The organism is Limimaricola variabilis (assembly GCF_034371605.1).
In the GTDB taxonomy this organism is placed as follows: Bacteria; Pseudomonadota; Alphaproteobacteria; order Rhodobacterales; family Rhodobacteraceae; genus Limimaricola; species Limimaricola variabilis.
The window spans coordinates 2686846-2709546 of sequence record NZ_CP139691.1 but is presented as its reverse complement, the minus strand read 5'-3'; the positions used below and the strand labels follow the sequence as shown (position 1 = coordinate 2709546).

23 protein-coding genes are annotated in these 22701 nt (G+C 69.2%); 7 read left to right on the top strand and 16 right to left on the bottom strand.

Annotation, left to right across the window (positions count from 1 at the left end; translation table 11 throughout):
- Position 1 precedes the first annotated feature (1 nt).
- Both T8T21_RS13560 and T8T21_RS13555 read right to left on the bottom strand, forming a co-directional pair.
- The gene (locus tag T8T21_RS13560; RefSeq protein ID WP_322335963.1) at positions 2–1186 is read right to left on the bottom strand and encodes a biopolymer transporter ExbB; all 1185 of its coding nucleotides are present in this window, start codon (positions 1184–1186) and stop codon (positions 2–4) included.
- Between the two features lie 107 nt (positions 1187–1293).
- Positions 1294–1839 (bottom strand): gamma-glutamylcyclotransferase, encoded by a 546-nt coding sequence (locus tag T8T21_RS13555; RefSeq protein WP_322335962.1) that lies wholly within the window; start codon positions 1837–1839, stop codon positions 1294–1296.
- A 63-nt stretch (positions 1840–1902) separates the two neighbouring features.
- On the opposite strand from T8T21_RS13555, the gene T8T21_RS13550 reads away from it, so the two are divergent.
- The gene (locus T8T21_RS13550) at positions 1903–2868 is read left to right on the top strand and encodes a DUF2125 domain-containing protein (RefSeq protein ID WP_322335961.1); all 966 of its coding nucleotides are present in this window, start codon (positions 1903–1905) and stop codon (positions 2866–2868) included.
- Here the strand turns inward: T8T21_RS13550 and T8T21_RS13545 are convergent.
- The 7 genes from T8T21_RS13545 to T8T21_RS13515 form a co-directional block, all read right to left on the bottom strand.
- A complete protein-coding gene (locus T8T21_RS13545; RefSeq protein ID WP_322335960.1) occupies positions 2865–3800 on the bottom strand; it encodes an extensin-like domain-containing protein in 936 nt (311 codons plus the stop codon). The two genes, T8T21_RS13550 and T8T21_RS13545, sit on opposite strands and share 4 nt — an antisense overlap.
- Positions 3797–4744, bottom strand: a complete 948-nt coding sequence (locus T8T21_RS13540) for a prephenate/arogenate dehydrogenase family protein (RefSeq protein WP_322335959.1) — start codon at positions 4742–4744, stop codon at positions 3797–3799. The genes T8T21_RS13545 and T8T21_RS13540 overlap by 4 nt, the downstream gene beginning before the upstream one ends.
- Complete coding sequence (hisC, locus tag T8T21_RS13535) at positions 4741–5823, bottom strand: histidinol-phosphate transaminase (RefSeq protein ID WP_322335958.1); 1083 nt, start codon at positions 5821–5823, stop codon at positions 4741–4743. The genes T8T21_RS13540 and hisC overlap by 4 nt, the downstream gene beginning before the upstream one ends.
- Before the next feature lie 157 nt (positions 5824–5980).
- Positions 5981–6601: a 30S ribosomal protein S4 gene (rpsD, locus tag T8T21_RS13530; RefSeq protein WP_183475108.1), complete on the bottom strand. Its 621-nt coding sequence runs from the start codon at positions 6599–6601 to the stop codon at positions 5981–5983.
- Between the two features lie 183 nt (positions 6602–6784).
- Positions 6785–7663, bottom strand: a complete 879-nt coding sequence (locus tag T8T21_RS13525) for a lipid A-modifier LpxR family protein (RefSeq protein ID WP_322335957.1) — start codon at positions 7661–7663, stop codon at positions 6785–6787.
- Positions 7664–7724: 61 nt separating this feature from the next.
- Positions 7725–8876 carry a CaiB/BaiF CoA transferase family protein gene (locus T8T21_RS13520; RefSeq protein WP_322335956.1) on the bottom strand — a complete coding sequence of 384 codons (1152 nt, stop codon included), beginning with the start codon at positions 8874–8876 and terminating at the stop codon, positions 7725–7727.
- Between the two features lie 89 nt (positions 8877–8965).
- Positions 8966–9970, bottom strand: a complete 1005-nt coding sequence (locus T8T21_RS13515) for an aldo/keto reductase (RefSeq protein WP_322335955.1) — start codon at positions 9968–9970, stop codon at positions 8966–8968.
- 177 nt (positions 9971–10147) lie between these two features.
- On the opposite strand from T8T21_RS13515, the gene T8T21_RS13510 reads away from it, so the two are divergent.
- Positions 10148–11788, top strand: a complete 1641-nt coding sequence (locus T8T21_RS13510; protein ID WP_322335954.1) for an alpha-glucosidase — start codon at positions 10148–10150, stop codon at positions 11786–11788.
- A 28-nt stretch (positions 11789–11816) separates the two neighbouring features.
- On the opposite strand, the gene T8T21_RS13505 is transcribed toward T8T21_RS13510, so the two are convergent.
- Positions 11817–12719 carry a DUF2189 domain-containing protein gene (locus T8T21_RS13505; RefSeq protein ID WP_183475103.1) on the bottom strand — a complete coding sequence of 301 codons (903 nt, stop codon included), beginning with the start codon at positions 12717–12719 and terminating at the stop codon, positions 11817–11819.
- Positions 12720–12922: 203 nt separating this feature from the next.
- Here T8T21_RS13505 and T8T21_RS13500 point away from each other — a divergent pair, with 203 nt between their 5' ends.
- Positions 12923–13465: a cytochrome P460 family protein gene (locus tag T8T21_RS13500; RefSeq protein ID WP_322335953.1), complete on the top strand. Its 543-nt coding sequence runs from the start codon at positions 12923–12925 to the stop codon at positions 13463–13465.
- A gap of 37 nt (positions 13466–13502) precedes the next feature.
- Here the strand turns inward: T8T21_RS13500 and hemC are convergent, their stop codons facing one another.
- Complete coding sequence (hemC, locus tag T8T21_RS13495) at positions 13503–14447, bottom strand: hydroxymethylbilane synthase (RefSeq protein WP_322335952.1); 945 nt, start codon at positions 14445–14447, stop codon at positions 13503–13505.
- A gap of 104 nt (positions 14448–14551) precedes the next feature.
- Between hemC and hemE the strand changes: the two genes are divergently transcribed.
- Positions 14552–15604 (top strand): uroporphyrinogen decarboxylase, encoded by a 1053-nt coding sequence (hemE, locus tag T8T21_RS13490; RefSeq protein ID WP_322335951.1) that lies wholly within the window; start codon positions 14552–14554, stop codon positions 15602–15604.
- Here hemE and T8T21_RS13485 read toward each other — a convergent pair.
- Together T8T21_RS13485 and hemF are read right to left on the bottom strand one after the other, a co-directional pair.
- Complete coding sequence (locus tag T8T21_RS13485) at positions 15601–16284, bottom strand: DUF2270 domain-containing protein (RefSeq protein ID WP_322335950.1); 684 nt, start codon at positions 16282–16284, stop codon at positions 15601–15603. The genes hemE and T8T21_RS13485 overlap by 4 nt on opposite strands.
- A gap of 79 nt (positions 16285–16363) precedes the next feature.
- Positions 16364–17257 (bottom strand): oxygen-dependent coproporphyrinogen oxidase, encoded by an 894-nt coding sequence (gene hemF, locus T8T21_RS13480; RefSeq protein WP_322335949.1) that lies wholly within the window; start codon positions 17255–17257, stop codon positions 16364–16366.
- Between the two features lie 100 nt (positions 17258–17357).
- On the opposite strand from hemF, the gene T8T21_RS13475 reads away from it, so the two are divergent.
- Entirely contained in the window at positions 17358–17744 is a 387-nt protein-coding gene (locus tag T8T21_RS13475; RefSeq protein ID WP_322335948.1) for a hypothetical protein, read from the top strand.
- 13 nt (positions 17745–17757) lie between these two features.
- Here the strand turns inward: T8T21_RS13475 and T8T21_RS13470 are convergent, their stop codons facing one another.
- From T8T21_RS13470 to clpS, 3 genes are read right to left on the bottom strand one after another with little or no spacing between them, the layout of a single operon-like run.
- On the bottom strand, positions 17758–18561 hold the full coding sequence (locus T8T21_RS13470) for an SDR family NAD(P)-dependent oxidoreductase (protein WP_183475096.1): 804 nt from the start codon (positions 18559–18561) through the stop codon (positions 17758–17760).
- Positions 18562–18586: 25 nt separating this feature from the next.
- Positions 18587–19579: a class I SAM-dependent methyltransferase gene (locus tag T8T21_RS13465; RefSeq protein ID WP_322335947.1), complete on the bottom strand. Its 993-nt coding sequence runs from the start codon at positions 19577–19579 to the stop codon at positions 18587–18589.
- 39 nt (positions 19580–19618) lie between these two features.
- Positions 19619–19942 carry an ATP-dependent Clp protease adapter ClpS gene (gene clpS, locus T8T21_RS13460; RefSeq protein WP_407660136.1) on the bottom strand — a complete coding sequence of 108 codons (324 nt, stop codon included), beginning with the start codon at positions 19940–19942 and terminating at the stop codon, positions 19619–19621.
- A 144-nt stretch (positions 19943–20086) separates the two neighbouring features.
- On the opposite strand from clpS, the gene T8T21_RS13455 reads away from it, so the two are divergent.
- On the top strand, positions 20087–20788 hold the full coding sequence (locus T8T21_RS13455) for an HAD family hydrolase (RefSeq protein WP_322335946.1): 702 nt from the start codon (positions 20087–20089) through the stop codon (positions 20786–20788).
- Positions 20789–21104: 316 nt separating this feature from the next.
- On the top strand, positions 21105–22583 hold the full coding sequence (locus T8T21_RS13450) for a D-alanyl-D-alanine carboxypeptidase family protein (RefSeq protein WP_322337499.1): 1479 nt from the start codon (positions 21105–21107) through the stop codon (positions 22581–22583).
- Positions 22584–22701: the final 118 nt, after the last annotated feature.

The window sequence follows — 22701 nt, the reverse complement described above, 5'->3', positions numbered from 1 at the left end:
TTTAGCGGTCCGGGTCGCGGGTCGCGCGCAGCCCGCCGGCATGCTGGCTCTCGCGCAGCACACGGCTCAGTCCGGCGAGGTCGGTGCGCAGTTCGGCCAGCATCTCCTGCCGACCGGCAGCGATCTCCTCGAGGATGCGCAGCATGTGCACATCCATGTTCCGCAGCCGCATCCGGGTCTCGCTGTCATTGCCGCCCTCGGTGGCGCGCTCCAGCGCCGCCTGCACCTGCAGCTGGCCATCGACCACGCGCTCGAGCGTCTCCCGCTCGGCCTCAGGGTCCATTCGCTCTGCGATCCGCTCCAGCGCATGCGCCAGCGTCGCGATCCGCGTCTCGCTCTCCTCGCGGGCCGCGCCGGCCGCGCCGATGGCCGCGCTCAGCCCCTCGATCCGGGCGCCGAGCTGGTCGACCATCTGTGCCAGCACCCCGGAATCGCCGCCACCGGCATGGGACGGCTCATCGCCTGAGGCATAGCCCAGCCGGGTGATGGTCGAGAGCCATTCCTCCAGCTCGCGGTAGAAGCGGTTCTGCCCGTGGGTGGCGAAGAGTTCGAGAAGCCCCACCACGAGCGAGCCGGCAAGACCCAGCAGCGACGAGGAGAAGGCCGTGCCCATGCCGCCCAGCTGGGTCTCGAGTCCCTGCTGCAACCGGCCGAACAAGGCGCTGCCGCTCTCGCCTTCGGAGGGGTCGAGCGAGCGGATCGTGTCGACCAGCGCCGGCACGGTGGTGGCAAGGCCGTAGAAGGTGCCGAGCAGGCCGAGAAAGATCAGCGTGTTCGACAGGTAGCGAGTGATCTCGCGCTCCTCGTCGATGCGCTGGCCGACCGATTCGAGGATCGAGCGGGCGCTGTCCGGCGAGATGTGGCGGCGCAACCCGCGCGAGCGCAGCAGCGTCGCCAGCGGCAGCAGCAGCCCCGGCGCCTGACCGGTGGTGGTCGGCGCACGGACGAAGGATTCGATCCAGCCAACCGAGCGGATCAGCGCGATCACCTGCCAGAAACAGGCCAGCACGCCGAGCACGAAGAAGGCCGAGATGGCGGAGTTGAGCCAGGGGTTCGACAGGAAGATCCCGCGCAGCACGTCGCGGCCCAGCACCAGCCCGAGCGCGACCAGCCCCAGCGCGATCAGCATCGACAGGATCTGCCGGACCGGTTGGGAGAAATGCGGTTTCGCCTCTGGCTGCCTCATGCGGGGGCCCAAATCCTCTTGGTTGCGTTACCCGAACCATAGGGAGAGGCGAGGCGGGAGGCCAACGGCTTTCGCGGCGGTCGGGCGCGCTGTGGCGGCGCCGCCTCTCAGCCGCCTGTCTGGAGCGCCGCGACCCGTGCCACCAGCCAGTCGAGATCGGGATCGTGCACGCCCATCTCGTTCAGATGGGACGCGGTGTTGAACAGGTATTCGTGGTTCGGGCCGCGCCCGCCAACGGCCCCGGCGATGCGCCGCGCCTGGGTCTCGAGATCGAGCGCCACGTATTGCGCGTGGTTCGGGTCGATCACGTAGGTCAGCGCCGGCACCACCCTCCCGTCGGATAGCGCGAGGTCCTGCCAGGTTTCGAGATAGGCCGAGGAGACCAGTTCGCGCTCGCGCAGCATGGCGAGGACTGCGTCGCGTTCCGCATCCGGCGCGCGCAGCGCCAGCCCGGTGCAGACCGCGCCCTCCGCCCGGTCGAGCGCCAGCACCAGCCCCGGCGTCTCCGGCGTGCCGCGATGGTGGATCGAGGACATGCAGAAACTGCGGTGCCAGTTCCCGAGCCGGGCCACCACCACCTCCTCGGGCGTGAAGCCCGGATTCCAGAGCAGCGATCCGTAGCCGAATACCCAAAGCGCGGACTGGTCGGTCATGCTGGTCCTCCTAGCTGGGCCCATGTAGACACCCGATCCTGACCGGGCGAAAGGGCCACTTCGATGCGTTTCATCCTGATTATCACCGCGCTTCTGGCGCTGGCCTTCGGCGGCTGGTGGGTGTGGGGCAGCCGCGCCGTCGACGCGCGGCTGGCCGAGCTGACGCAGGAACTGCGCGCCTCGGGCTGGCAGGTCGAATACGACACCGAGGGCACCGGCGGCTTTCCCTATCGCTTCGACCTCGACCTGCGCGACCTCGAGCTGGTTTCACCCGATGGCAGCTTCGGCTGGCAGAGCCCGCGGATGCGGGTGGTGGCGCAGAGCTACCAGCCGAACCGGCTGATCGTGGCCGCCGACGAGACGCATCGCGTCTCGATCCCCGGCCAGGATCTCGATGTCACGGTCACCGGCCCGCGCGCCTCCGGCGCGGTCGAGATCGGCGAGACGCTGCCGGTGAACGAGTTCACCTTCGAGGCCGCCGATCTGCGGATCGTCTCCTCGCTGGGTTGGGAGAGCGGCGCCGAAACGCTGCTGGCCGCGCTGCGCCCGAATGGCGGGGTCAACGGCTACGACGCCTATGCCCGGCTCCAGGGCGTGGCGCTACCCGAAGCGTGGCGCGCGCTCGATGCCGCGGGCCGGCTGCCCGACCGGATCGCCGAGGCGGTGATCGACGCGGATCTCACCTATGACGCGCCGCTGGCACTTTCGGGGGGGACCGCGCGGCTCGATCGCATCGCTCTCGACAGTCTGTCGGTCGATTGGGGCGAGGTCACGCTCAAGGGCGAAGGCACGCTGGCGATCGACGCGCAGGGCGCGCCCGAGGGCGATGTCGTGCTGCGCATCACCGGCTGGGAACGGCTGCTCGAAGTCGCCGCCGCCGCCGGCGTGCCGATTGCCCAATCCTCGCTGCTGCGCGGGGCGCTCGACGCGATGGCCGAGGGCGGCGTTCTCGAGGCGCCGATCACCTTCGCCGGTGGCGCGATGCGGCTGGGCTTCATCCCGCTGGGACCCGCGCCGCTGCTGCGTTAACGGCAGTAGGGGCTGCGGCCCGAGGCGGTGTCGAAGTGGAAATGGTCGCGATGCGCCGCGTTCGCATCGGGGCCGAGCACCGTCCCGAACGGACCGCAGGCCGCCTTGTGCAGGTTGCGCAGCGCCGCGCCCGCCCCTTGGCTGTTCCAGCCCGAGCTCAGGCTGAGCTCGCGCCCGTCGCGCAGGCCGAAGGCGGAGATGTCGATGGCCCGACCGAAGGAATGCTCCGAGAGCTGTTCGCCGCGTTCGTTGTTGCGGGGCCGGCAGACATAGCTTCCGGCGGTGCGCAGCACGGCGAGACCGCCGCCGGTGGCGGAGAGCGCCGGCTTGGCCGCCTGCCCCACCCAAGCAGCCAGAGCGCGGGCGGTGTCGCAATCGACCGTGGCAGCCGGGCTGATCCGCACACCATGCACGGCCGTCAGCTTGACCGGCTCGGGGATGCCGCAGGCGCCCGCGCCGTTCACCGGGGCGATCCGCGCGCCTTCGAGGCCCGGCACGCCGCACAGCGCCCCCGGCACGGTGGCGCTGGGCGCCTTGGAGGCGGCGGGGGCCGAGACGGTGCGGGCGCTGGCCAGCGCCGGGGCGATGGCGGCGCGCTGGGCGGGCCGTTCCTCGGGCCGGGCAGCGGTGGCGGGCGCCTCGGCCGAGGCGCTCTGAACCGGGGCCGCGACGGGCGCCGGTGCCGCAGGCGCCACGGTCGAGGGCGCCACGGTCGAGGCGAGCCGCGCGCGCGGCCGGGACACGGTGAGCGGCTGGCCCGGCACGGCCGCCACCGGGGCGGCGGCAACCGGTGCAGGGACGACCGGCGCAGGGGCGGCTTGCGCGGCACTGCGGGCGGCGGGCCGGGCGGCGGTTTCGGGGGCGAGTGCCTGTGCGCTCACCGCCATGGGGGCGAGCACGAGCGCCGCCGCGAGAAAGACGTTACGGCTCATCCCTGGCGCTCCGTCTTGGTGCTCCGGGCCGCACCGCGGCCGAAATCGGGGGCCGCGGTGTCCTGACCGGCCTCGATGATGCCGCGGCGGATCGCGCGGGTGCGGGTGAAGTAGTCGTGCAGGTGATCACCGTCGCCGGTGCGGATCGCGCGTTGCAAGGCAAAGAGCTCCTCGGTGAAGCGGCCGAGGATCTCGAGCGTCGCCTCCTTGTTGGTCAGGAACACGTCGCGCCACATGGTCGGGTCCGAGGCGGCGATGCGGGTGAAGTCGCGAAAGCCCGCGGCCGAATACTTGATGACTTCGCTGTCGGTCACCCGGCGCAGGTCGTCTGCCACGCCGACCATGGTGTAGGCGATCAGGTGCGGGGTGTGGCTGGTCACGGCGAGCACGAGGTCGTGGTGCTCGGCATCCATTACGTCGACATGCGCGCCCATCCCCTCCCACAGCCGCGACAGCCGGGCGGTGGCCGCCTCATCGGTGTCGGGCGTCGCGGGCACGATCAGGCACCAGCGGTTGTCGAACAGCTCTGCAAAGCCCGCGCGCGGGCCGGAATGCTCGGTGCCGGCCAGCGGGTGAGCGGGGACGAAATGCACCCCCTCGGGGATATGCGGCGCAACCGCCTCGATCACCGCCTTCTTGACCGAGCCCACATCGGAGACGGTGGCGCCAGGCGCGAGCACCTGGGCGATCTCTTCCGCCACCGCGCCCATCGCCCCCACCGGCACGCAGAGCACGACCAGATCGGCGCCGTCCGCGGCCTCGGCCGCCGTCTCGCAGACCCGGTCGACGAGACCGATCTCGCGCGCGACGGCGCGGGTCTCGGCCGAGCGGGCATGGCCGGTGATCTCGCCCGCGAGGTTCGCGCGGCGCATCGCATGCGCCATCGACGAGGCGATCAGACCCAGACCGATCAGCGCGACGCGGCCATAGATCGGCGCGCTCATGCCGCCGCCCCCTTGAAGCGGGAAATGGCGTCGATCACCCGCGCGCAGCCTGCCTCGTCGCCGACGGTGATCCGAAGCCCTTCGGGGAATCCGTAGCCGCCGACGCGGCGCACCAGGATGCCGCTCTCGCGCAGCGCGGCGTCGCAGGCGGCAGCCTCGGCCTCGTCCGCGAAACGCGCCAGCACGTAGTTGGCGTGGCTTTCGTCGCAGGCGATGCCCAAGCCCAGCAGTTGCTCGCGCAGCCAGCCCCGCAGCCGGGCGTTCTCGGCCCGGCAATGCTCGGTGAACCGTTCGTCGCGGATCGCGGCCTCGGCCACGGCGAGCTGGGTGGTCGACAGGTTGAAGGGCTGGCGCACGCGGTTGAGCACGTCGATGATCGCGCGCGGACCGTATCCCCATCCGATCCGGAGGCCGCCCAACCCGTGGATCTTGGAGAAGGTGCGGGTCATCACGACGTTGTCGCGGCTCTCCACCAGGCGCGCGCCACCATCATAGCCTTCGGTGAACTCCACATAAGCGCCGTCGAGCACCAGGATGACCTGTTCGGGCAGAGCCTCGGCCAGCCGCGCGACCTCCTCGAGCGGGATCATCGTGCCGGTGGGGTTGCCGGGATTGGTCAGATAGACGATCCGGGTGCGATCGGTGCAGGCGGCGAGGATCGCGTCGACATCGACCACGCGCGCGCGCTCGCGCACCTCGACCGGCGTGGCGCCGGCGGCGCGGGCCAGGATCGGGTACATGGCGAAGCCGTGCTCGGTATGGATCACCTCGTCGCCGGGGCCGGCATAGCACTGCGCGATGAATTGCAGCACCTCGTCCGATCCCACGCCGCAGATGATGCGGTCGGCGTCGAGGCCGTGGATCTCGGCGATGGCGGCGCGCAGCTCGGCATGATCGGTCGACGGGTAGCGGTGCAGCGTCGCGGCCGAGCGCTCCAGCGCCGCCAGCGCCTGAGACGAGGTCCCGTAGGGGTTCTCGTTGGAGGAGAGCTTCAGCGGATTCTCATGCCCCTCGAGGCGGCTCTGGCCGCCAACGTAGAGGTCGATCTCCATGATGCCGGGCTGCGGGGTGATGCTCATGCGCGCGCTCCTTGGGTCGCGGTTTCAATAGCCGGGCGACGGGGCGGTTTCCAGCGCCATGCGCGCGGGCGCCCCTCGCCGCTGCGCGGGGCATCGCCGATACGAAAAGGGCCGCGCGGTTCCCCGCGCGGCCCCTGCCTCGACGATCCGGAAGGGATCAGTTCTTGGCGTAGAATTCGACGACGAGGTTCGGCTCCATCATCACCGGATAGGGCACGTCGCCCAGCTGCGGCGTGCGCACGAAGGTCGCGGTCATCTTGGAGTGGTCCACCTCGAGGTAGTCCGGGGTGTCACGCTCGGGCAGCTGGACGGCTTCCAGCACCACGGCGAGCTGCTTGGACTTGTCGCGGACGGCGATGACGTCGCCTTCCTTGACGCGGTAGGAGGGGATGTTCACGCGCTTGCCGTTCACGGTCACGTGGCCGTGGTTCACGAACTGACGGGCGGCGAAGACGGTCGGCACGAACTTGGCGCGGTAGACGACGGCGTCGAGGCGGCGCTCGAGCAGGCCGATCAGGTTTTCGCCGGTGTCGCCCTTGACGCGCTCGGCCTCACCGAAGATGCGACGGAACTGCTTCTCGGTCAGGTCGCCGTAGTAGCCCTTGAGCTTCTGCTTGGCGCGCAGCTGGATGCCGAAATCCGACAGCTTCTGCTTGCGGCGCTGGCCGTGCTGGCCGGGGCCGTATTCGCGCTTGTTCACCGGGGACTTCGGACGGCCCCAGATGTTTTCGCCCATGCGGCGGTCGATCTTGTACTTGGCAGAGGTGCGTTTGGTCACTCTCTGATCTCCTTCTGTCGGCCCGAAGGGCCATGTCTCGAAGGGCGTTGTCCTCTGGGACGGCCATGGGCCGCCTCCCGACAGGGATCCCCTCACGGGGTCCGCCAACACCAATGAAAGACCCGGGCACGAGACCCGGGACGGGCGACTTATACATCCCGTCAGACCGGAGTCAACCGCGCTTCAATAGCCGAATTCGAGCTTGAGCGAGCCCAGCACCTGGCTTTCATGCTGGCCCTCGAACTCCTCCGACAGCCAGCTCAGCCCGTAGAACAGCCGCACCTCCGGCTCCGGCTGCCAATGCAGACCGATCCGGGCACGGCGCCGGTCCAGCGCCGTCCGGTCGGGGAGGAACACGCTGTCGCCCAGCAAGGCCGCATCGGCGCCTGCGACCAGGGCAAGGCCGGTCGTCTCGGCCTCGATGCCGCGATAGGGCTGGCCGGTGACCGGATCGCGCAGCCACAGATCGCGATGACCGATCCCGCCCCAGATCGCGTCGACGCCGGCGCGCGCGATCTCCTCGCTGCCGGCCTCGAAGGCCGCGAAGGGGCGGAGGGTCAGGCGCGCATGGGGCCGCAGCGGCAGCGCAACCTCGCTTTGCGCATGAAGATGCAGCGCGTCGCCCAGCTGCCTGTCGGTGCCGCGCGGCGGATCGAAGCCCAGGACTTCGTGCACCCCTTCCTGCAGGGCTGAATGCCCGGTCGAGGGGCCGATGGCGAGGATCTCGCCGCCCGTCGCGGCCTCGAACGGCCCGATCGACTGATGCAGGAACGCGCCGAAGGCCGAGATCCCGACATAGGGGCGATCATCGCGGCCCGCCCGGGTGCGGGCGGGGGCGATGATCTCGGTGCGCAGGCGCAGCTCGACCAGCCCTTCGGGCATGGCGGGCGGGATACCGTCCCAGCCCGGGCCGGAGACATGGCTCAGCGTGAAGGCCCCCGCGCGCCAGCGGTCATGACCGTCGCCGAAATAGTCGTTGGAAAAGATCCTGCCCCAGCCGAGCGTCTCGGCGGAGGCAGGCGCGGCAAGGCCGAGCAGCAGGGCGATGATCAGGGCGCGCATGGGAGGTCTCCGAGGATCGCCCGAGCCTAGTGCCGCGAGGCCTGCCATCGCCAGCCCCGCCTCACGCCTCGTCGGCCTGCGTGTCCTGCGGGTCATGCTCGCCCAAGACCGGCGCGCGGCGGTCGAGCTTGAGCGGGCTGTGCGAGAACCGTATCGGGCTGCGCAGGCCGGGCACGCCGTCGGGGTCGATCCGGAGGCCGCGCGCGATGACCTGCGGGTCGGCAAAGACCTGATCGACGCGGTTGATCGGCCCGGCGGGCACGGTCGCGGCCTCGAGCGCGGCGAGCACGGCGTCGCGGTTCCAAGCGGCGAAGGCGGTGGCCATCGCATCGGTCAGGGCGGCGCGGTTTGCGACCCGCGCGCCATTGGTGACGAAGCGCGGATCATCGGCCAGCGCGTCGAGCCCCAGCACCTTGCAGGCCCTCCGGAACTGGCCGTCATTGCCGACGGCGAGGATCAGGTCGCCATCCGAGGCGGAGAACACCTGGTAGGGCGCGATGTTCGGGTGCGCGTTGCCGAGCCGGCGCGGTGCGTCCCCGGTAGCGAGGAAGTTCATCGCCTGGTTTGCGAGCACCCCGGTGGCGCAGTCCATGAGCGCCATGTCGATATGCTGGCCCTGCCCCGTCTTCTCGCGCGCGGCCAGGGCGGCCTGGATCGCGATCACCGAGTAGAGACCGGTGAAGATGTCGGTGAAGGCCACGCCGATCTTCTGCGGCTGGCCGTCCGGATCGCCGGTAAGGTCCATGATCCCCGACATGCCCTGGATCAGGAAGTCGTAGCCCGCGCGATTGGCATAGGGTCCGTCCTGCCCGAAACCGGTGATCGAGCAGTAGACGAGGCGCGGATTCTCCGCCTTGAGGCTATCGTAGTCGAGCCCGTATCTGGCGAGGCCGCCGACCTTGAAATTCTCGATCACCACGTCGGCCCCTGCGATCAGCGCACGGGTCAGCGCCAGCCCCTCGGGCGTACGGAAGTCAGCGGTGACGCTCTTCTTGCCGCGGTTGCAGGCGTGGAAATAGGCCGCCGAGCGGTCGCCCTCGACCTCGATCCAGGGCGGACCCCAGCGGCGGGTGTCGTCGCCCTCGGGCGCCTCGACCTTGATCACCTCCGCGCCCAGATCGGCGAGCACCTGCCCCGCCCAGGGCCCCGCGAGAATTCGCGCCAGCTCCACCACCTTCAGCCCCGCCAGCGGCGGCTGCGCCTCGTCTCGCATTGCGCCCTCCCCGCGCTCTTCTCGGGGCGGACGCTAGCGGCCCGGCCGCCGGGCTTCAACGGCGGCCGGGACGTTTCACGTGGATCGTCTCAGCGCGCCGGCTGGTTCACGATCCGGTAGGGATAACGGCTCGCCGGGCGCGACACCTCCTCGAGCCGGGCCATTTCCGCCTCGGAGAGCTGCAGTTCGGCCGCGCCGAGATTGTCCTCGAGCTGCTCGGGCGTGCGGGCGCCGAGGATCACCGAGGCGACGGTCGGCCGACCCAGAAGCCAGGCCAGCGCCACTTGGCTCGGCGTGGCGCCATGCGCCTGCGCCACCTTTTCCAGCTCGGCCAGTGTCGCCCAGTTGCGATCGGTCGCGCGGCGGTGCCAGCTTTCCTCGTAGCCATCCGGCGTATCGGCGATGCGCCCGCCCTCCGTGGGCCGATCGCCGGCCTTGTACTTGCCGCTGAGAAACCCGCCGCCGAGCGGGCCCCAGGGCACCAGCCCGATGCCCTCGCTGGCAAAGAGGCCGAGAAACTCGTCCTCGATGTCGCGCTCGACGAGGCTGTACTGGTACTGCGCCGCGATCAGCGGCGTGAACCCCATGCGCTCTGCGATGCCCTGCGCCTTCATCGCCTGCCATGCGGCAAAGTTCGATACGCCCAGATACCGAACCTTGCCCGCGCTCACGAGGTCGTCGAAGGCGCGCAGCGTCTCTTCGAGCGGGGTATAGGGGTCGAATCCGTGCATGTAGAGCAGGTCGATGCGGTCGGTGCCGATGCGCCGAAGGCTCGCCTCGACCGAGTTCATCACGTGGTGGCGCGACAGCCCGACCTCGTTGGGCCCCTGCCCCATCGGCCAGCGCAGCTTGGTGGCCAGCACCAGCTCCTCGCGCCGTCCCCTGACCGCCTCTCCCACGATCTCCTCGGAGCGGCCGCCGGCATAGACATTGGCGATGTCGACATGGTTGCCGCCCGCGTCGAGATAGCGGTCGATCATCCGCCCGGCGATGGCGGCGTCGGTGCCGCGCCCGCCTTCCTCGCCGAAGATCATCGTGCCCAGCGCCAGCTCCGACACCAGCAGGCCGGTGCGGCCCAACCTGCGATACTGCATCGCGTCTCTCCCTTGTTGCACGCACCGCGCGACAGCGGCGCGTCTCGGCTCAGCGCAAGGGTTAGGCAGCCCGTCCGCGGAGGTCCAGCCGATTTCCGAAACGGTTCGGAGAGAAGGGTTGCGCTGCCCTCTGCGCGCGGCGAGGGTTGAGACCGAGCGATGAGGAGAGGAGCCGCGATGACCGATCATGCGCCCTGGTGGCAGGCCGCCACCGCCTACCAGATCTATCCGCGCAGCTTCTGCGACAGCGACGGCGACGGGATCGGCGACATCCCCGGCATCATCTCGAAGCTCGACCATCTCGCCGATCTCGGGATCGGCTTCGTCTGGCTGTCGCCGGTCTATGCCTCGCCCATGGCCGACAATGGCTACGACATCTCGGATTACCGCGACATCGCGCCGGAGTTCGGCACGCTGGCCGACATGGACCGGCTAATCGCTGAGGCGAAAGCGCGCGGCATCGGCATCGTCATGGACCTCGTGGTCAACCACTCCTCGGACGAGCACGAATGGTTCCGGCAGGCCCGCGAGAGCCGCGACAACCCCTACCGCGACTACTACGTCTGGCGCGATCCGGCCCCCGGTGGCGGCGCACCCAACGACCTGCAGTCGAATTTCGGCGGTCCCGCCTGGAGCTATGACGAGCGGACCGGCCAATATTACCTGCATCTCTTCGACCGCAAGCAGCCCGACCTGAACTGGCAGAACCCCGAGCTGCGCCGCGCGATCTACGACATGATGAACTGGTGGCTGGATCGCGGCGTGGCAGGCTTCCGGATGGATGTGATCGACCTGATCGGCAAGGATCCGGATGCCGGCATCATCGCCGACGGGCCAGACCTGCATCCCTTTCTGCGCGAGATGCACGACGCCACCCTCAAGGGCCGCGACGTCGTCACCGTGGGCGAGGCCTGGAGCGCCACGACCGAGGGCGCTCTCAAATATTCGGGCCGCGAGGCGGGCGAATTGTCGATGGTGTTCCAGTTCGCCCATATCGTGCAGGGCTGGGACGAGAAGCACGGCAAGTGGAAGCCCAAGCCCTTCGACCTCGTGGGGCTCAAGCGGGTGCTGACCGAGTGGCAGGTCGCGCTCGCTCAGGATGGCTGGAACTCGTTGTTCTGGAGCAATCATGACCTGCCGCGCGCGGTGTCGAAATACGGCGATGACGGGCGCTTTCGCGTGGTCTCGGCCAAGATGCTCGCCACGGTGCTGCACATGATGAAGGGCACGCCCTACATCTATCAGGGCGAAGAGATCGGCATGACCAACATCCGCTTCACCGACATCAGCCAGTTCCGCGACATCGAGACGCTCAACTTCCATCGCATCCAGACCGCCGCCGGGGTCACGCCGGGCGATTTCCTCGCGGGCGCCAATTCGAACGGCCGCGACAACGCGCGCACGCCGATGCAGTGGGATGCGAGCGATCGGGCGGGCTTCACCACCGGCGAGCCATGGATCGAGGTGAACCCCAACCACGCGACGATCAACGTGGCCGCCGACCGGGCCGATCCGGACGGCATCATCGCCCATTACCGCGAACTGGCGGGGCTGCGCCGCGTTCTGCCGGTGATGCGGCACGGGAATTACACCCCCTATCTCGAGGATCACCCCAAGCTCATGGCCTATGCGCGCCGGCTCGATGGCGCGCAGATCTCGGTTCTGGCGAACTTCACCGGTGAGACGGTGTCGGCAGAGATCCCCGAGGGGCTCGCCGTCTCGGGGCGCGCGATCAGCGCGAACTACCCCGGGCGCGACGCGCTAACGGGCACGGTGGAACTGCGTCCCTACGAGGCGGTGGCGATACTGGCGGAATGAGGCGCGGGCGCGTGGCCCGCGCCCGGTCTCAGACGGGCTCTTCCGTCATCTCCTCGGCCGGTTCGACGGCACGGCGATAGAGGTGCCATGTCGCGTGGCCGAGGACCGGCAGCACGAAGATCAGGCCGATCATCAGCGTCGCCATGCCGAGGCCCAGCCCGATGACGACGATCGCGCCCCAGATCGCGACGGTTTGCGGGTTCTTGCGCGCCAATCGTGCCGAGGCCTTCACCGACCGACGCAGGCCGACATGCCGGTCGAGCAGCAGCGGGAAGGAGATCGCGCCGATCACCAGCACCAGCGACGCGAGCAGGAAGCCCGTGACCGTGCCGACGACGATCATCGCCCAGCCCGGTGCCGTGGTGAACGTGTCGGTGAAGAAGGCCACCGCCGAGACCGGCGGCTCGGGCCCCAGCGTGACCGCGTAGATGATCCAGGCCGCCAGCATCCAGGCCACGAAAATCGCGAGCAGCACCAATCCAAGCGCCAGGATCGCGATGGCCGATGGCGATTCCGCCACCTTGAAGGCCGCGCCCCAGCTCGGATGCCCGCCCGCCTCGCGCCGACGGCTCATCTCGTAGAGGCCGACCGCAGCCACCGGCCCGAGCAGCGCGAAGCCGGTGATCAGCGGCACGAGGAGCGGCAGCAGGCTTTCGTTCATGGCAAAGCGGATCAGCACCAACCCGGCCAGTGGGTAGACCACGCACAGGAAGATCACGTCCGATCGGAACGCCTTGAAATCGTCCCAGCCCGCGCGCAGCGCGGCGCGCAGGTCCTCTATCCCGATGCTGCGGATCTTGATCGGGGCGTGGTCGCGCCCCACCGTCTCGCGGGCTCCCTCTCCCAGATGCCGCGTGCCCGCGCCGATCACGCGGCCGGTCCAACTCAGCGGATTGCCGATGGTTCTGTCTACGCCGTCCGTATTGGCCATATCGCCCTCCCGTCATGTGCGAAGGGCGGCCCCGCCATGGGCCGAAAACCGGCGGCGGGGCCGTCCGGATGGGTCATGCTAGCACGGTTTCGCGACGGCCGCCCCCATCTCTGCGCGCCGACCTCTCGTCAACGTGAAAGCAGTTGACCAAGAGGAAAGGCGTAGCGGGGCTAGGCTGTTGGCATGTGCAAAGGGAGGTAACGATGGCGATCAAGTGGATGATGGCAGCGCTCGGGCTGGGGCTCGCGGGCGCGGCGCTGGCGCAGGATGCGCCGATGTTCGGCGGCGACGAGGACCAGGCCTATGCCGAGAAGCTCTGGCAGGCGATGGTCGAACAGAACCTCGCGGGCGAAGGCGCGATCATGTCCTTCCCGTATCCCGGCACCGATCCGCACGGGATGATGCTCGAGACCTTCTACGCACGCGCCACGATCGACGGCCATGACGGTGCGCTGGTGGTCAAGCGCAACTACGGCCCCGAAGGGGTGACGGTGGACCAGGTTCTCGGCATGCCCGGTGAGCATCTGGGCGCGCTCACGGTGATGTTCCGCCGCGAGGCCGGATACGACGCCGACACCGGCGACTGGTTCTATGCCAAGTACCTGCCCGACGGCAGCCTCGACCAGAACCCGAACGGCGTGGCGCTGGCCGGTCTGGTGGGCAAGAACGCCGAAGCGGGCTGCATTGCCTGCCACCAGAACGCGGGCGAGAACTACCTCTTCACCACCGAAGCCGAGATGCGGTGAACCCTCTGCCCGCGCCCCCTCGGGGCGCGGGCAGATATCAAACCGAGAAGAAACCCGGCCCGGCGATCCGGCGCAGCGTTTCGCCGAGCTCGCGGCCCAGGGCCGGGCCGTCGGCGATGGCCGTCTCACCGGCCTCGGCCAGCACTTCGGATCCGTCGGGGCGCAGGATCTCGCCCCTGAACCGCAGCCGCCCGCCCTCGATCTCCGCCAGACCGGCGATCGGCGTCTGGCACGAGCCGTCGAGCGCGGCGAGAAAGGCGCGCTCGCAGGCGAGCCGTTGCGCGGTCTCCACGTGATGGATGGGCTCCAGCAATTCGGCCACCCGGCTGTCGGCGCCGCGCCGCTCGATGCCGATCGCGCCCTGCGCGATGGCGGGCAGCATATCCTCGGTGCCGATGGCGCGGGCCGGCACGCTGTCGATCATGCCAAGCCGGTTGAGACCCGCCATCGCCAGGAATGTCGCCTCGGCAACCTTGTCCTCGAGCTTCTGCAGCCGGGTCTGCACGTTGCCGCGAAACTCCACCACCTCGAGATCGGGCCGTCGGGCGAGGATCTGCGATTTGCGCCGCAGGCTCGAGGTGCCGACCACCGTCCCCTTGGGCAGATCGGCGATCGCGGTGCAGGACAGGCTGACGAAGGCGTCGCGCGGGTCCTCGCGCTCCAGATAGCCGTCGAGCACCAGCCCCGGGGGTTGCTCGACCGGCATGTCCTTCATCGAATGGACCGCGATGTCGATGGCACCGGCGCTCAGCGCCTCCTCGATCTCCTTAGTGAACAGGCCCTTGCCGCCGATCTGGCTCAGTGGGCGGTCGATCACCCGGTCGCCCGTGGTGCGGATGATCACCACCTCGAAGGCCTCGAAGGGCAGGTCCCAGGCCTGGGCCAGCAGCGCGCGCGTCTCGTTGGCCTGCGCCAGTGCCAGCGGCGAGCCGCGGGTGCCGATGCGAAGCGGTTGGGCGGGGGTGGGAAGATCGCGGGTCATGCGTCAATCTCTACGCGCCGCCTGAGCGCGCGGCAACCGCGACCGCCTGCCGCGCCCCTGCCCGCGCGGCTTGACTTTGCGCCCCTTCGGCGGGACGAGGATGCATGAGCATTGCCCACACCCCCCCGTCGAAGCTGCTGCTGCGCGCCCTCGCGGGCGAGACCCTGCCCGTCCCGCCGATCTGGATGATGCGGCAGGCCGGACGTTACCTGCCGGAATACCGCGCCACCCGCGCCAAGGCGGGCGATTTCCTGTCGCTGTGCTACAACCCCGAGCTTGCCGCCGAGGTGACGCTGCAGCCGATCCGCCGCTACGGCTTCGACGCGGCGATCCTGTTCGCGGACATCCTGCTGGTGCCCCAGGCGCTGGGCCTCGATCTGTGGTTCGTCACCGGCGAGGGGCCGCGTCTGTCGCCGATCATGGAGAAGGGCGGCGTCGCGGCGCTGAAGCCGGCCGATGCGATTCACGATCACCTCGCCCCGGTATACGAGACGGTGAAGATCCTCTCCCGCGAGCTTCCGCGCGAGACCGCGCTGATCGGTTTCGCCGGCGCGCCCTGGACGGTGGCCACCTACATGATCGCCGGGCGCGGCACGCCCGATCAGGGCCCGGCGCACGCGCTCAAGGACGAGAACCGGCCCGAATTCGAGGCGCTGCTCGACCGGATCACCGAGGCGACGATCGAGTATCTCTCGACACAGGTCGACGCGGGCGCCGAAGTCATCAAGATCTTCGACAGCTGGGCGGGCTCGCTCACCGGCGACGATCTGGACCGCTATTCCATCGCGCCGATGGCGCGCATTACCGCTGCGCTCAAGGCACGGCACCCGGGCCTGCCGGTCATCGCCTTCCCGCGCGGTGCAGGCGAACGTTTCGTCGATGCCGCTCGCGCAATCGGCGCCGATTGCATCGCGCTCGACGACGGTGTGAGCCCGGAATGGGCGGCCGAGCACGTGCAGCCCCTTGCCTGCGTGCAGGGCAATCTCGCCAGCCGCCACATGGTCACCGGCGGGCAGGATCTGATCGACGAGACGCGGCGCATCCGCGACGCCTTCGCGCGCGGCCCGCATGTCTTCAATCTCGGCCACGGCATCACCCCCGACGCCGACCCCGAGAACGTGGCGCTGATGATCGAGACGCTGCGCGAAACCCGCTAACCCATGCCGGAGGGCCGCTGGGTCGAGCCCCAGCGGCGCCGGTCATGGTGCCAGCTCTGCAGCGCCCAGCCGGTCCAGGCGATCACGTAGACCAGCCCCGCCGCCAGCACCCACAGCCCGTGCACCGGGCCGATGGCGGCGCGGTCGACAAACATCTCGACCCCCTCGACCGGGGTCGGGTGCACCACCAACTTGCCGATATAGGCGACGGTCTGGATCAGCAGGATCCACAGGTAGTTGCGCCGGATCCGCCGTCCCACCGCGACCTGAAATGACACGTGGTAGCGCGGCACCCAGTAATCCTCGGCCAGCTCCTTCTGCCAGCCCTCACCCAGCCGCAGATCGCCATCCTGCAGCATCGGCGCGTAGAAATGCGTCTCGATCCAGCGGCAGCGGGCGCGCCAGACGTTGAAATAGCGGTAACGCCGCGCCTCCAGCATCAGGAAGAACAGGATCAATATGCCGACCAGCACCAGGGGCAGCGGCGAGGCCTCGCGCGAGGCGAAGGCGATCGACAGCGCGATGCCGAGCGTGACCACCGCCCAGTTGGTGGTGGTATCGAGCCGGGTGCGCCAGATGGTCGAGCGGTAGACCTCGCCGCGCCACAGATGCGCCAGAGCGCCGATCTCGGCCGAATTGAACTCGCGACGTGCCTCGGGCCGCTCTTCCACGCGCGTCATCCGCTCCTCCCGATCGCTTCGACATCATAAGACACCGGAGCCGGGCGCGGGTCAAAGCCCTTGGAAGATCAGCGGAAGTTCAGACCCATTTCGCGAGAGGCGGCAGGCTCATCAGCACGGCATCGGGGTCGTGGCCGGTGGCGAGCCCGAACTTGGTGCCGCGATCATAGACGAGATTGTATTCGGCATAGAGCCCGCGATGGCGCAGCTGCACGTCCTTGTCGGCCTCGTCCCACGCCATGCCGCGCCGCTTCTCGGCCAGCGGCAGCCAGGCGGGCAGGAAGGCGCGGCCGATATCCCGGGTCAGCGCGAAATCGGCACGCCAGTCGCCGGTGCAGCGGTCATCCATGAACACGCCGCCGACGCCGCGCGCCCGGCCACGATGGGGAATGAAGAAGTACTCGTCGGCCCAGGTCTTGAGCGCCGGGTAGAGATCGGCGCCATGCGGGTCGAGATGACGTTTGAGCGCGCCATGGAAATGCGCCGTGTCCTCGGCATATTCGATGCAGGGGTTGAGATCCGCCCCGCCACCGAACCACCAGGCGTTCGGCGTCCAGAACATCCGCGTGTTCATGTGCACGGCGGGCACATGCGGGTTCTGCATATGCGCCACCAGGCTGATGCCCGAGGCCCAGAAACGCGGATCGGCCTCGACCCCGGGCACGCCGCGCGCGGCCATCGAGGCCTGCGCCGCCGCGCCCAGCGTGCCGAACACGGTCGAGACGTTCACCCCGACCTTCTCGAACACACGGCCGCCGCGCATTACGCTCATCAGACCGCCGCCGGCATCCTCGCCGTCATCGCCCCGGCGCTTGGTCGGGGTCACCTCGAAACGACCGACCGGGCGCTCCGAAAGCGGCCCCCCGGTCTGGGCGTCCTCCAGCGCCTCGAAGGCGGTGACGATCTCGTCGCGCAGGCTGCGAAACCAGCCCGCCGCCTCGTCCTTCTCGCTCGTCATGCCGGTCGAGGTCATCCGCGCCCCCTGCTATTGAATATCGGTCCCGTCTAGCATCCTCTCCGCCAGCCCGCCATGCGACCCGCTGGCCCCTTGCCGATTCGACCGGAGATTACCGATGCGTTCCGCCATTTTGCTCGTCCTGCCCCTCGCCCTCGCCGCCTGCGCCACGCCGCGTGAGAGCTGCCTGTCCTCGGTCGGACGCCAGGGCCGCGTGATCGACGCACTGATCGCCGAGACCCGCGGCAACATCGCCCGGGGCTACGGCATCGAGGAGCGCGAGGAGCTGCGCACCCGGCGCGGCGTCTGCGAGTATCGCGACGAGAACGGCACGCTGCGCCAGCGCTTCTGCGACCGCACGGTGAGCCAGGAAGTCCGGGTGCCGGTCACGCTCGACATCGAGGCAGAGAAGGTTAAGCTCGACCAGCTGCTGCAGCGGCGCGAGGCGCTGACCCGCGCCGAAGGGCCGGCGCGGGCGCAATGCGCGGCCCTCTACCCGGCCTGAGCCGGGGCCGCGCCTAATGCGCGGCGACGTGGCTGGGATCGATCAGGCTGCGACCGCCATCGACGGTGATCACCTGCCCCGTGACAAAGGCCGAGGCGTCCGATGCGAGATACTGCACCGCGTCGGACACTTCGCTGGCCGAGGCAATCCGGCCCAGCGGCGTGCAGTGCAGGATCGCCTCGCGGATCTCGTCATGCTCGCTCAGCGACTGCTTGAGCGAGGCGCTCATCACCGAGCCGAAAGCCACGGCGTTGACGCGGATCCGCTTGGGCGCCAGCGCCACCGCCATGGAGCGGGTCATCTGGTCGAGCGCGGCGCAGCTCACCGAGTAGCCCAGCAGCTCGGGATGGGCGAGCCGCGCGGCGATCGAGCTGAGATTGATGATCGATCCCAGCGGCGCTGTGCTGTCGGGTTCGGCCTGCTTGATCATCCGCTTGGCCGCCGCCTGACTCAGCCGTAGCGCCGACATCAGGTTCTGGTCGAGCAGCCGCTCGACCGAATCGTCCTCGTGGTCGAGCGGGTCAGAGACTCGCACCTGCCGCGCCGCGTTGACGAGAATATCGATCCGGTCGAATGCGTCGACGGTGAAGGAGAGCAGGTTGGTGATGGTCAGCCGCTCGCGCAGATCCCCCGCGAAGTGCCGCACCGGCCCATCGGCCTCGCGCAGCACGGAGGTCTCGCGCTCGAGCGCGGCTTCGTCACGATCGACGAAGACCACGTTGGCCCCCGCCTCGACCATGGCGCGGGCGATGGCGAGACCGACGCCATGCGCGGCCCCGGTCACGATCGCGGTCTTGCCGGCGATGGAAAAGCTCATGACGGTCTCCGGTGAAGGGAAGGTGTCAGCGGGATTTCTTGTCGGTGGGCTTGAGCGGCCGGATCGCGTGGAACAGCTTGAAAGCGCCGTCGCCACCGATCTCCTCGACCGTGCGGAAGCTGTCGCGCAGGCTCGCCTCATAGGGCAGATGCCGGTTGGCCACCATCCACAGCTGGCCCGAGGGCGCGAGCATCCGCGCCGCCGCCGCGATGAAGGCGCGGCCGAGCGCCGGATCGGCGGCCCGGCCGGTGTGGAAGGGCGGGTTCATGACCACGCCGTCATAGAGGTGATCCGCTTTGAACCGCGTCGCGTCGGCCCAATGAAAGGTGGCACGCTCGTCGGTGACGTTGACCCGGGCGCAGTCGAGGGCGAGCTTCTCCGCCTCGACCAGATCGAGGCTCTTCACCCCGTCCCGCGCCAGCACGGCGCGCGCCAGATAGCCCCAGCCCGCGCCCAGATCGGCCATCCGCGACGGCAGCTTGGCCGGCAGCGCCGCCGCCAGCATCTGCGAACCACGATCTGGCCCGTCGGCCGAAAAGGCGCCCCACTGGGTGACGAAGCCGCCATCCACCGGTGCCGGGGCCGGCGCCTCCCAATCGGAAAGGTCGGCGGCCGAGGCGTCGAACCAGAACAGTCGGCCATGGGCGCGGGTGACACAGGGGATCTCGGGGATGCGGTTGCGCAACTCGCGCCAGAGGCTGTCGACGCCGTCGGTCTTCTGCCCGTCGACGATCACCAGCGGCGCCAGCCGTGCCGCCTGCGCCACCAAGGCCCGAGCCAGCGGCTTGGCCCGCGGCACGAACACCACCGCTGCGGCGGCCGGGGCCGGCTCGCCGACTGTCCAACCCTGCGCCTCGAGCGCGTCGATGTCGGGCCGGAAGCCGTGCAGGATCCGGGTGCGGTCGCGCGGCAGCGCGCCGAGATCGGCGTCGGCGTTCGGGCGCAGGGCCAGAATCTCGCCCTCGGGCAGCACGAGCGCGCCGCTTTGTGTCGCGGTGGTCAGACGGGCATCGGCCATGGGCGCTCCGGAAGCAGTTGGCGAAACAGGGGCAAACCCCTATTCCCGTTCCATCGTGCATTGCAACGGGTGCTGATGACGTTGCGCGAAATCCATCACCTGCGCCACCTTGGTCTCGGCGATCTCGTAGGAAAACACGCCGACCACGGCGACGCCCTTCTTGTGCACGGTGAGCATGATCTCGAAGGCCTGGGCATGGCTCAGCCCGAAGAACCGCTCGAGCACGTGCACCACGAACTCCATCGGGGTGTAGTCGTCGTTGAGGATCAACACCTTGTAGAGCGGCGGTCGCTTGGTCTTGGGGCGCGTCTCGACCTTGACGCCGGTGAGGTCGTCGCCCTCTCCGTCGCCCTGTCCCGCCATTTGGATCGCCGCGTTCCGCATCGTCATCCGCTCTCAGGTCCTTTCGGTCAGGGTGCACGCCTCGTTGCCAATCCTGCTTGCGCCCCGTTATATAAGCGCCCCGGCGGCGGTGAAAAGACCGCCCCCCGAGGAGGAGTGTTCCCGATGCCGCAACGCTGGACCGTCGCCTTCGATGCCGACGACACGCTGTGGCACAACGAGCGCTTCTTCCGCTCCACGCAAGCCCGATTCGTCGACCTGCTGCGCGATCATGCCGGCGAGGATCACCTGCGCGAACGCCTGCTTGCCGCCGAGCGACGCAATCTGGGACGCTACGGGTTCGGGGTGAAGGGATTCGTGCTGTCGATGATCGAGACCGCGATCGAGGTCAGCGAGGCGCGGGTGCCCTCAGCCGCCATCGGCGAGATCATGGCGATGGGCCGCGAGATGCTGGCCCACCCGATCGAGTTGCTGCCGGGCGTCGAGACCGCGGTGACCGCGCTGTCGGGCCGGGCGCGGCTGATGCTGGTGACCAAGGGCGACCTGCTCGACCAGGAGCGCAAGCTGGCGCAGTCGGGTCTGGGCGATGCCTTCGAGGCGGTCGAGATCGTCTCGGACAAGACCGCTCCGGTCTATGCCGGGATCTTCGCCCGGCACGGCGTCGCGCCGGATCGGGCGGTGATGGTCGGCAATTCGCTCAAGTCCGATGTGATCCCGGTGCTGGAGGCCGGCGGCTGGGGCGTCCACGTGCCGTTCGAGACCACTTGGGAGCTCGAGCACGCCGAACCGCCGCTGTCGCACCCCCGGTTCCGGCGGCTCGACGATCTTGCCCGCCTACCCGCTCTGGTTGAAAAGCTCGAAGCCTGAACCGCGCGGCTCGGGCTTGCCTGCGACTTTCCCGCCACGCCCTCGGAGCACCCCATGCTCTCTACGGGCCTGTCAATTATGCACGTCTTTCGCATAGGGCGAGTCGGCTCACGGTTAGCGCGGAACCTCAACTATTCAAGAAAACCGATTGAGAATTAGTCTATTTTCGTAACGCTGCGTCCATGCTAGATTTAAGGACAATGATGAGGTCCCGGCGCAACGAACCGGAACCCGCGAGGCAAAACGAGAGGCAATCCACGTGAGCAGTCGTCTGTCGAGGACGGCCCGGACCGGGCTGTTGATCGTAACCACCCTCATGGCGAGTATCACCATCGCTACCGGCGCGGTCGCCGCGCCTTACGCGGCGATGGTCGTGGACGCCAAGACGGGCCAAGTCATCCACGAGGAAAACGCCGATACGAGGCTGCACCCGGCCTCGCTGACCAAGATGATGACCCTCTACATCGCGTTCCAGGCGATCCAGCGCGGCGAGATCGGTCTCGACAGCGAAGTGACGATTCCGTCCTATGCCGCCGCCCAGCCGCCCTCGAAGCTGGGGCTGCGCAGCGGTCAGAAGATCAAGTTCCGCTACCTGCTGCGCGCCGCCGCGGTGAAGTCGGCCAACGATGCCGCCGCCGCCATCGGTTTCGCGATCTCCGGCAGCGAGGAGGCCTTTGCCCGGCGGATGAACGCGACCGCCCAGGCGATGGGGATGCGCAACACCACCTTCGTCAACCAGCACGGGCTGACCCATCCGAACCATTTGTCGACGGCTCGCGACATGACCGTGCTGGGCCGGCACATGATCTACGACTTCCCGCAGTATTATAACCTGTTCTCGCGCCGCACCGCCGACGCCGGCATGAAGCAGGTGAACAACACCAACCGCCGCTTCCTCGACGCCTATAAGGGCGCGGACGGCATCAAGACCGGCTTCACCAACGCCGCCGGCTACAACCTCGTGGCCTCGGCCCAGCGCGGCGACCGCCGGATCATCGCCACCGTCTTCGGCGGCACCTCGACCGCGAACCGCAACGCTCAGGTGATGAAGCTGCTCGACAAGGGCTTTGCCAGCCAGCCCGGCGCAGCACCCGCCCAAGCGCCGGCGCTGGTCGCAGCCACCCCGGCGCTCGGCCCGACCACCGGCGCCCACACGATTCGCGTGACCGGCGTGGTCAAGCGCAGCCTGCGGCCGCAGATCCGTCCGGGCGCCGCCGCTGCAGCACCGGTGCAGGTCGCCACCGCCAGCGGCATCGAGGATGCGCTCGCCGCCGCGCTGCTGGTCTCCTCAGCTTCGGCCTCCACCGCCCAGCCGACGCCCGCACCGGTCGCCGAGGCCGTGACCGAAGCGGTGGCCGTCGCCGCCGCCCCGGTCACCGATCTGAGCGACATGGCCCCGGAAACCGCAGAGCTCTTCGCCGAAGCCGGGATCGCCCCCGAGACCACCCCGGAGGCGCGCCCGACCGAGATGATCATGACCGCGGCCGCCATCGCGCCGGTCGACGCCTCGCGGATGCAGGCGGTGCCCGAGGTGGTGACCCGCGTCTCGACCTCCGGCGGACGGCTCTGGGGCATCAATGTCGGCCGCTTCAACAGCCGCGGCGCCGCCGAGCGGGTGCTGATCCAGACCGCGCTGAACGAGCCGGGCGCGCTCGACGGGGCGCTGCGCCGCGTCACCCAGCGTTCGGGTGGCTTCGACGCCAACTTCATGGGTCTCACCAACGAGGCCGCCGACCTCGCCTGCCGCCGGCTGCAGGCCCGTGGCGCCATGTGTTTCATGATCGGACCGTCCTGAGCGCCTCCTCCCCGCTCTGAACGGCCCGACGGCGCCGCGTTCTCCTCCCGGAACGCGGCGCCGTCTTGCATTCGGGAGCCCGAGCGATTTGGGTGAGAGCGCTCAGCACAGGAGTTCG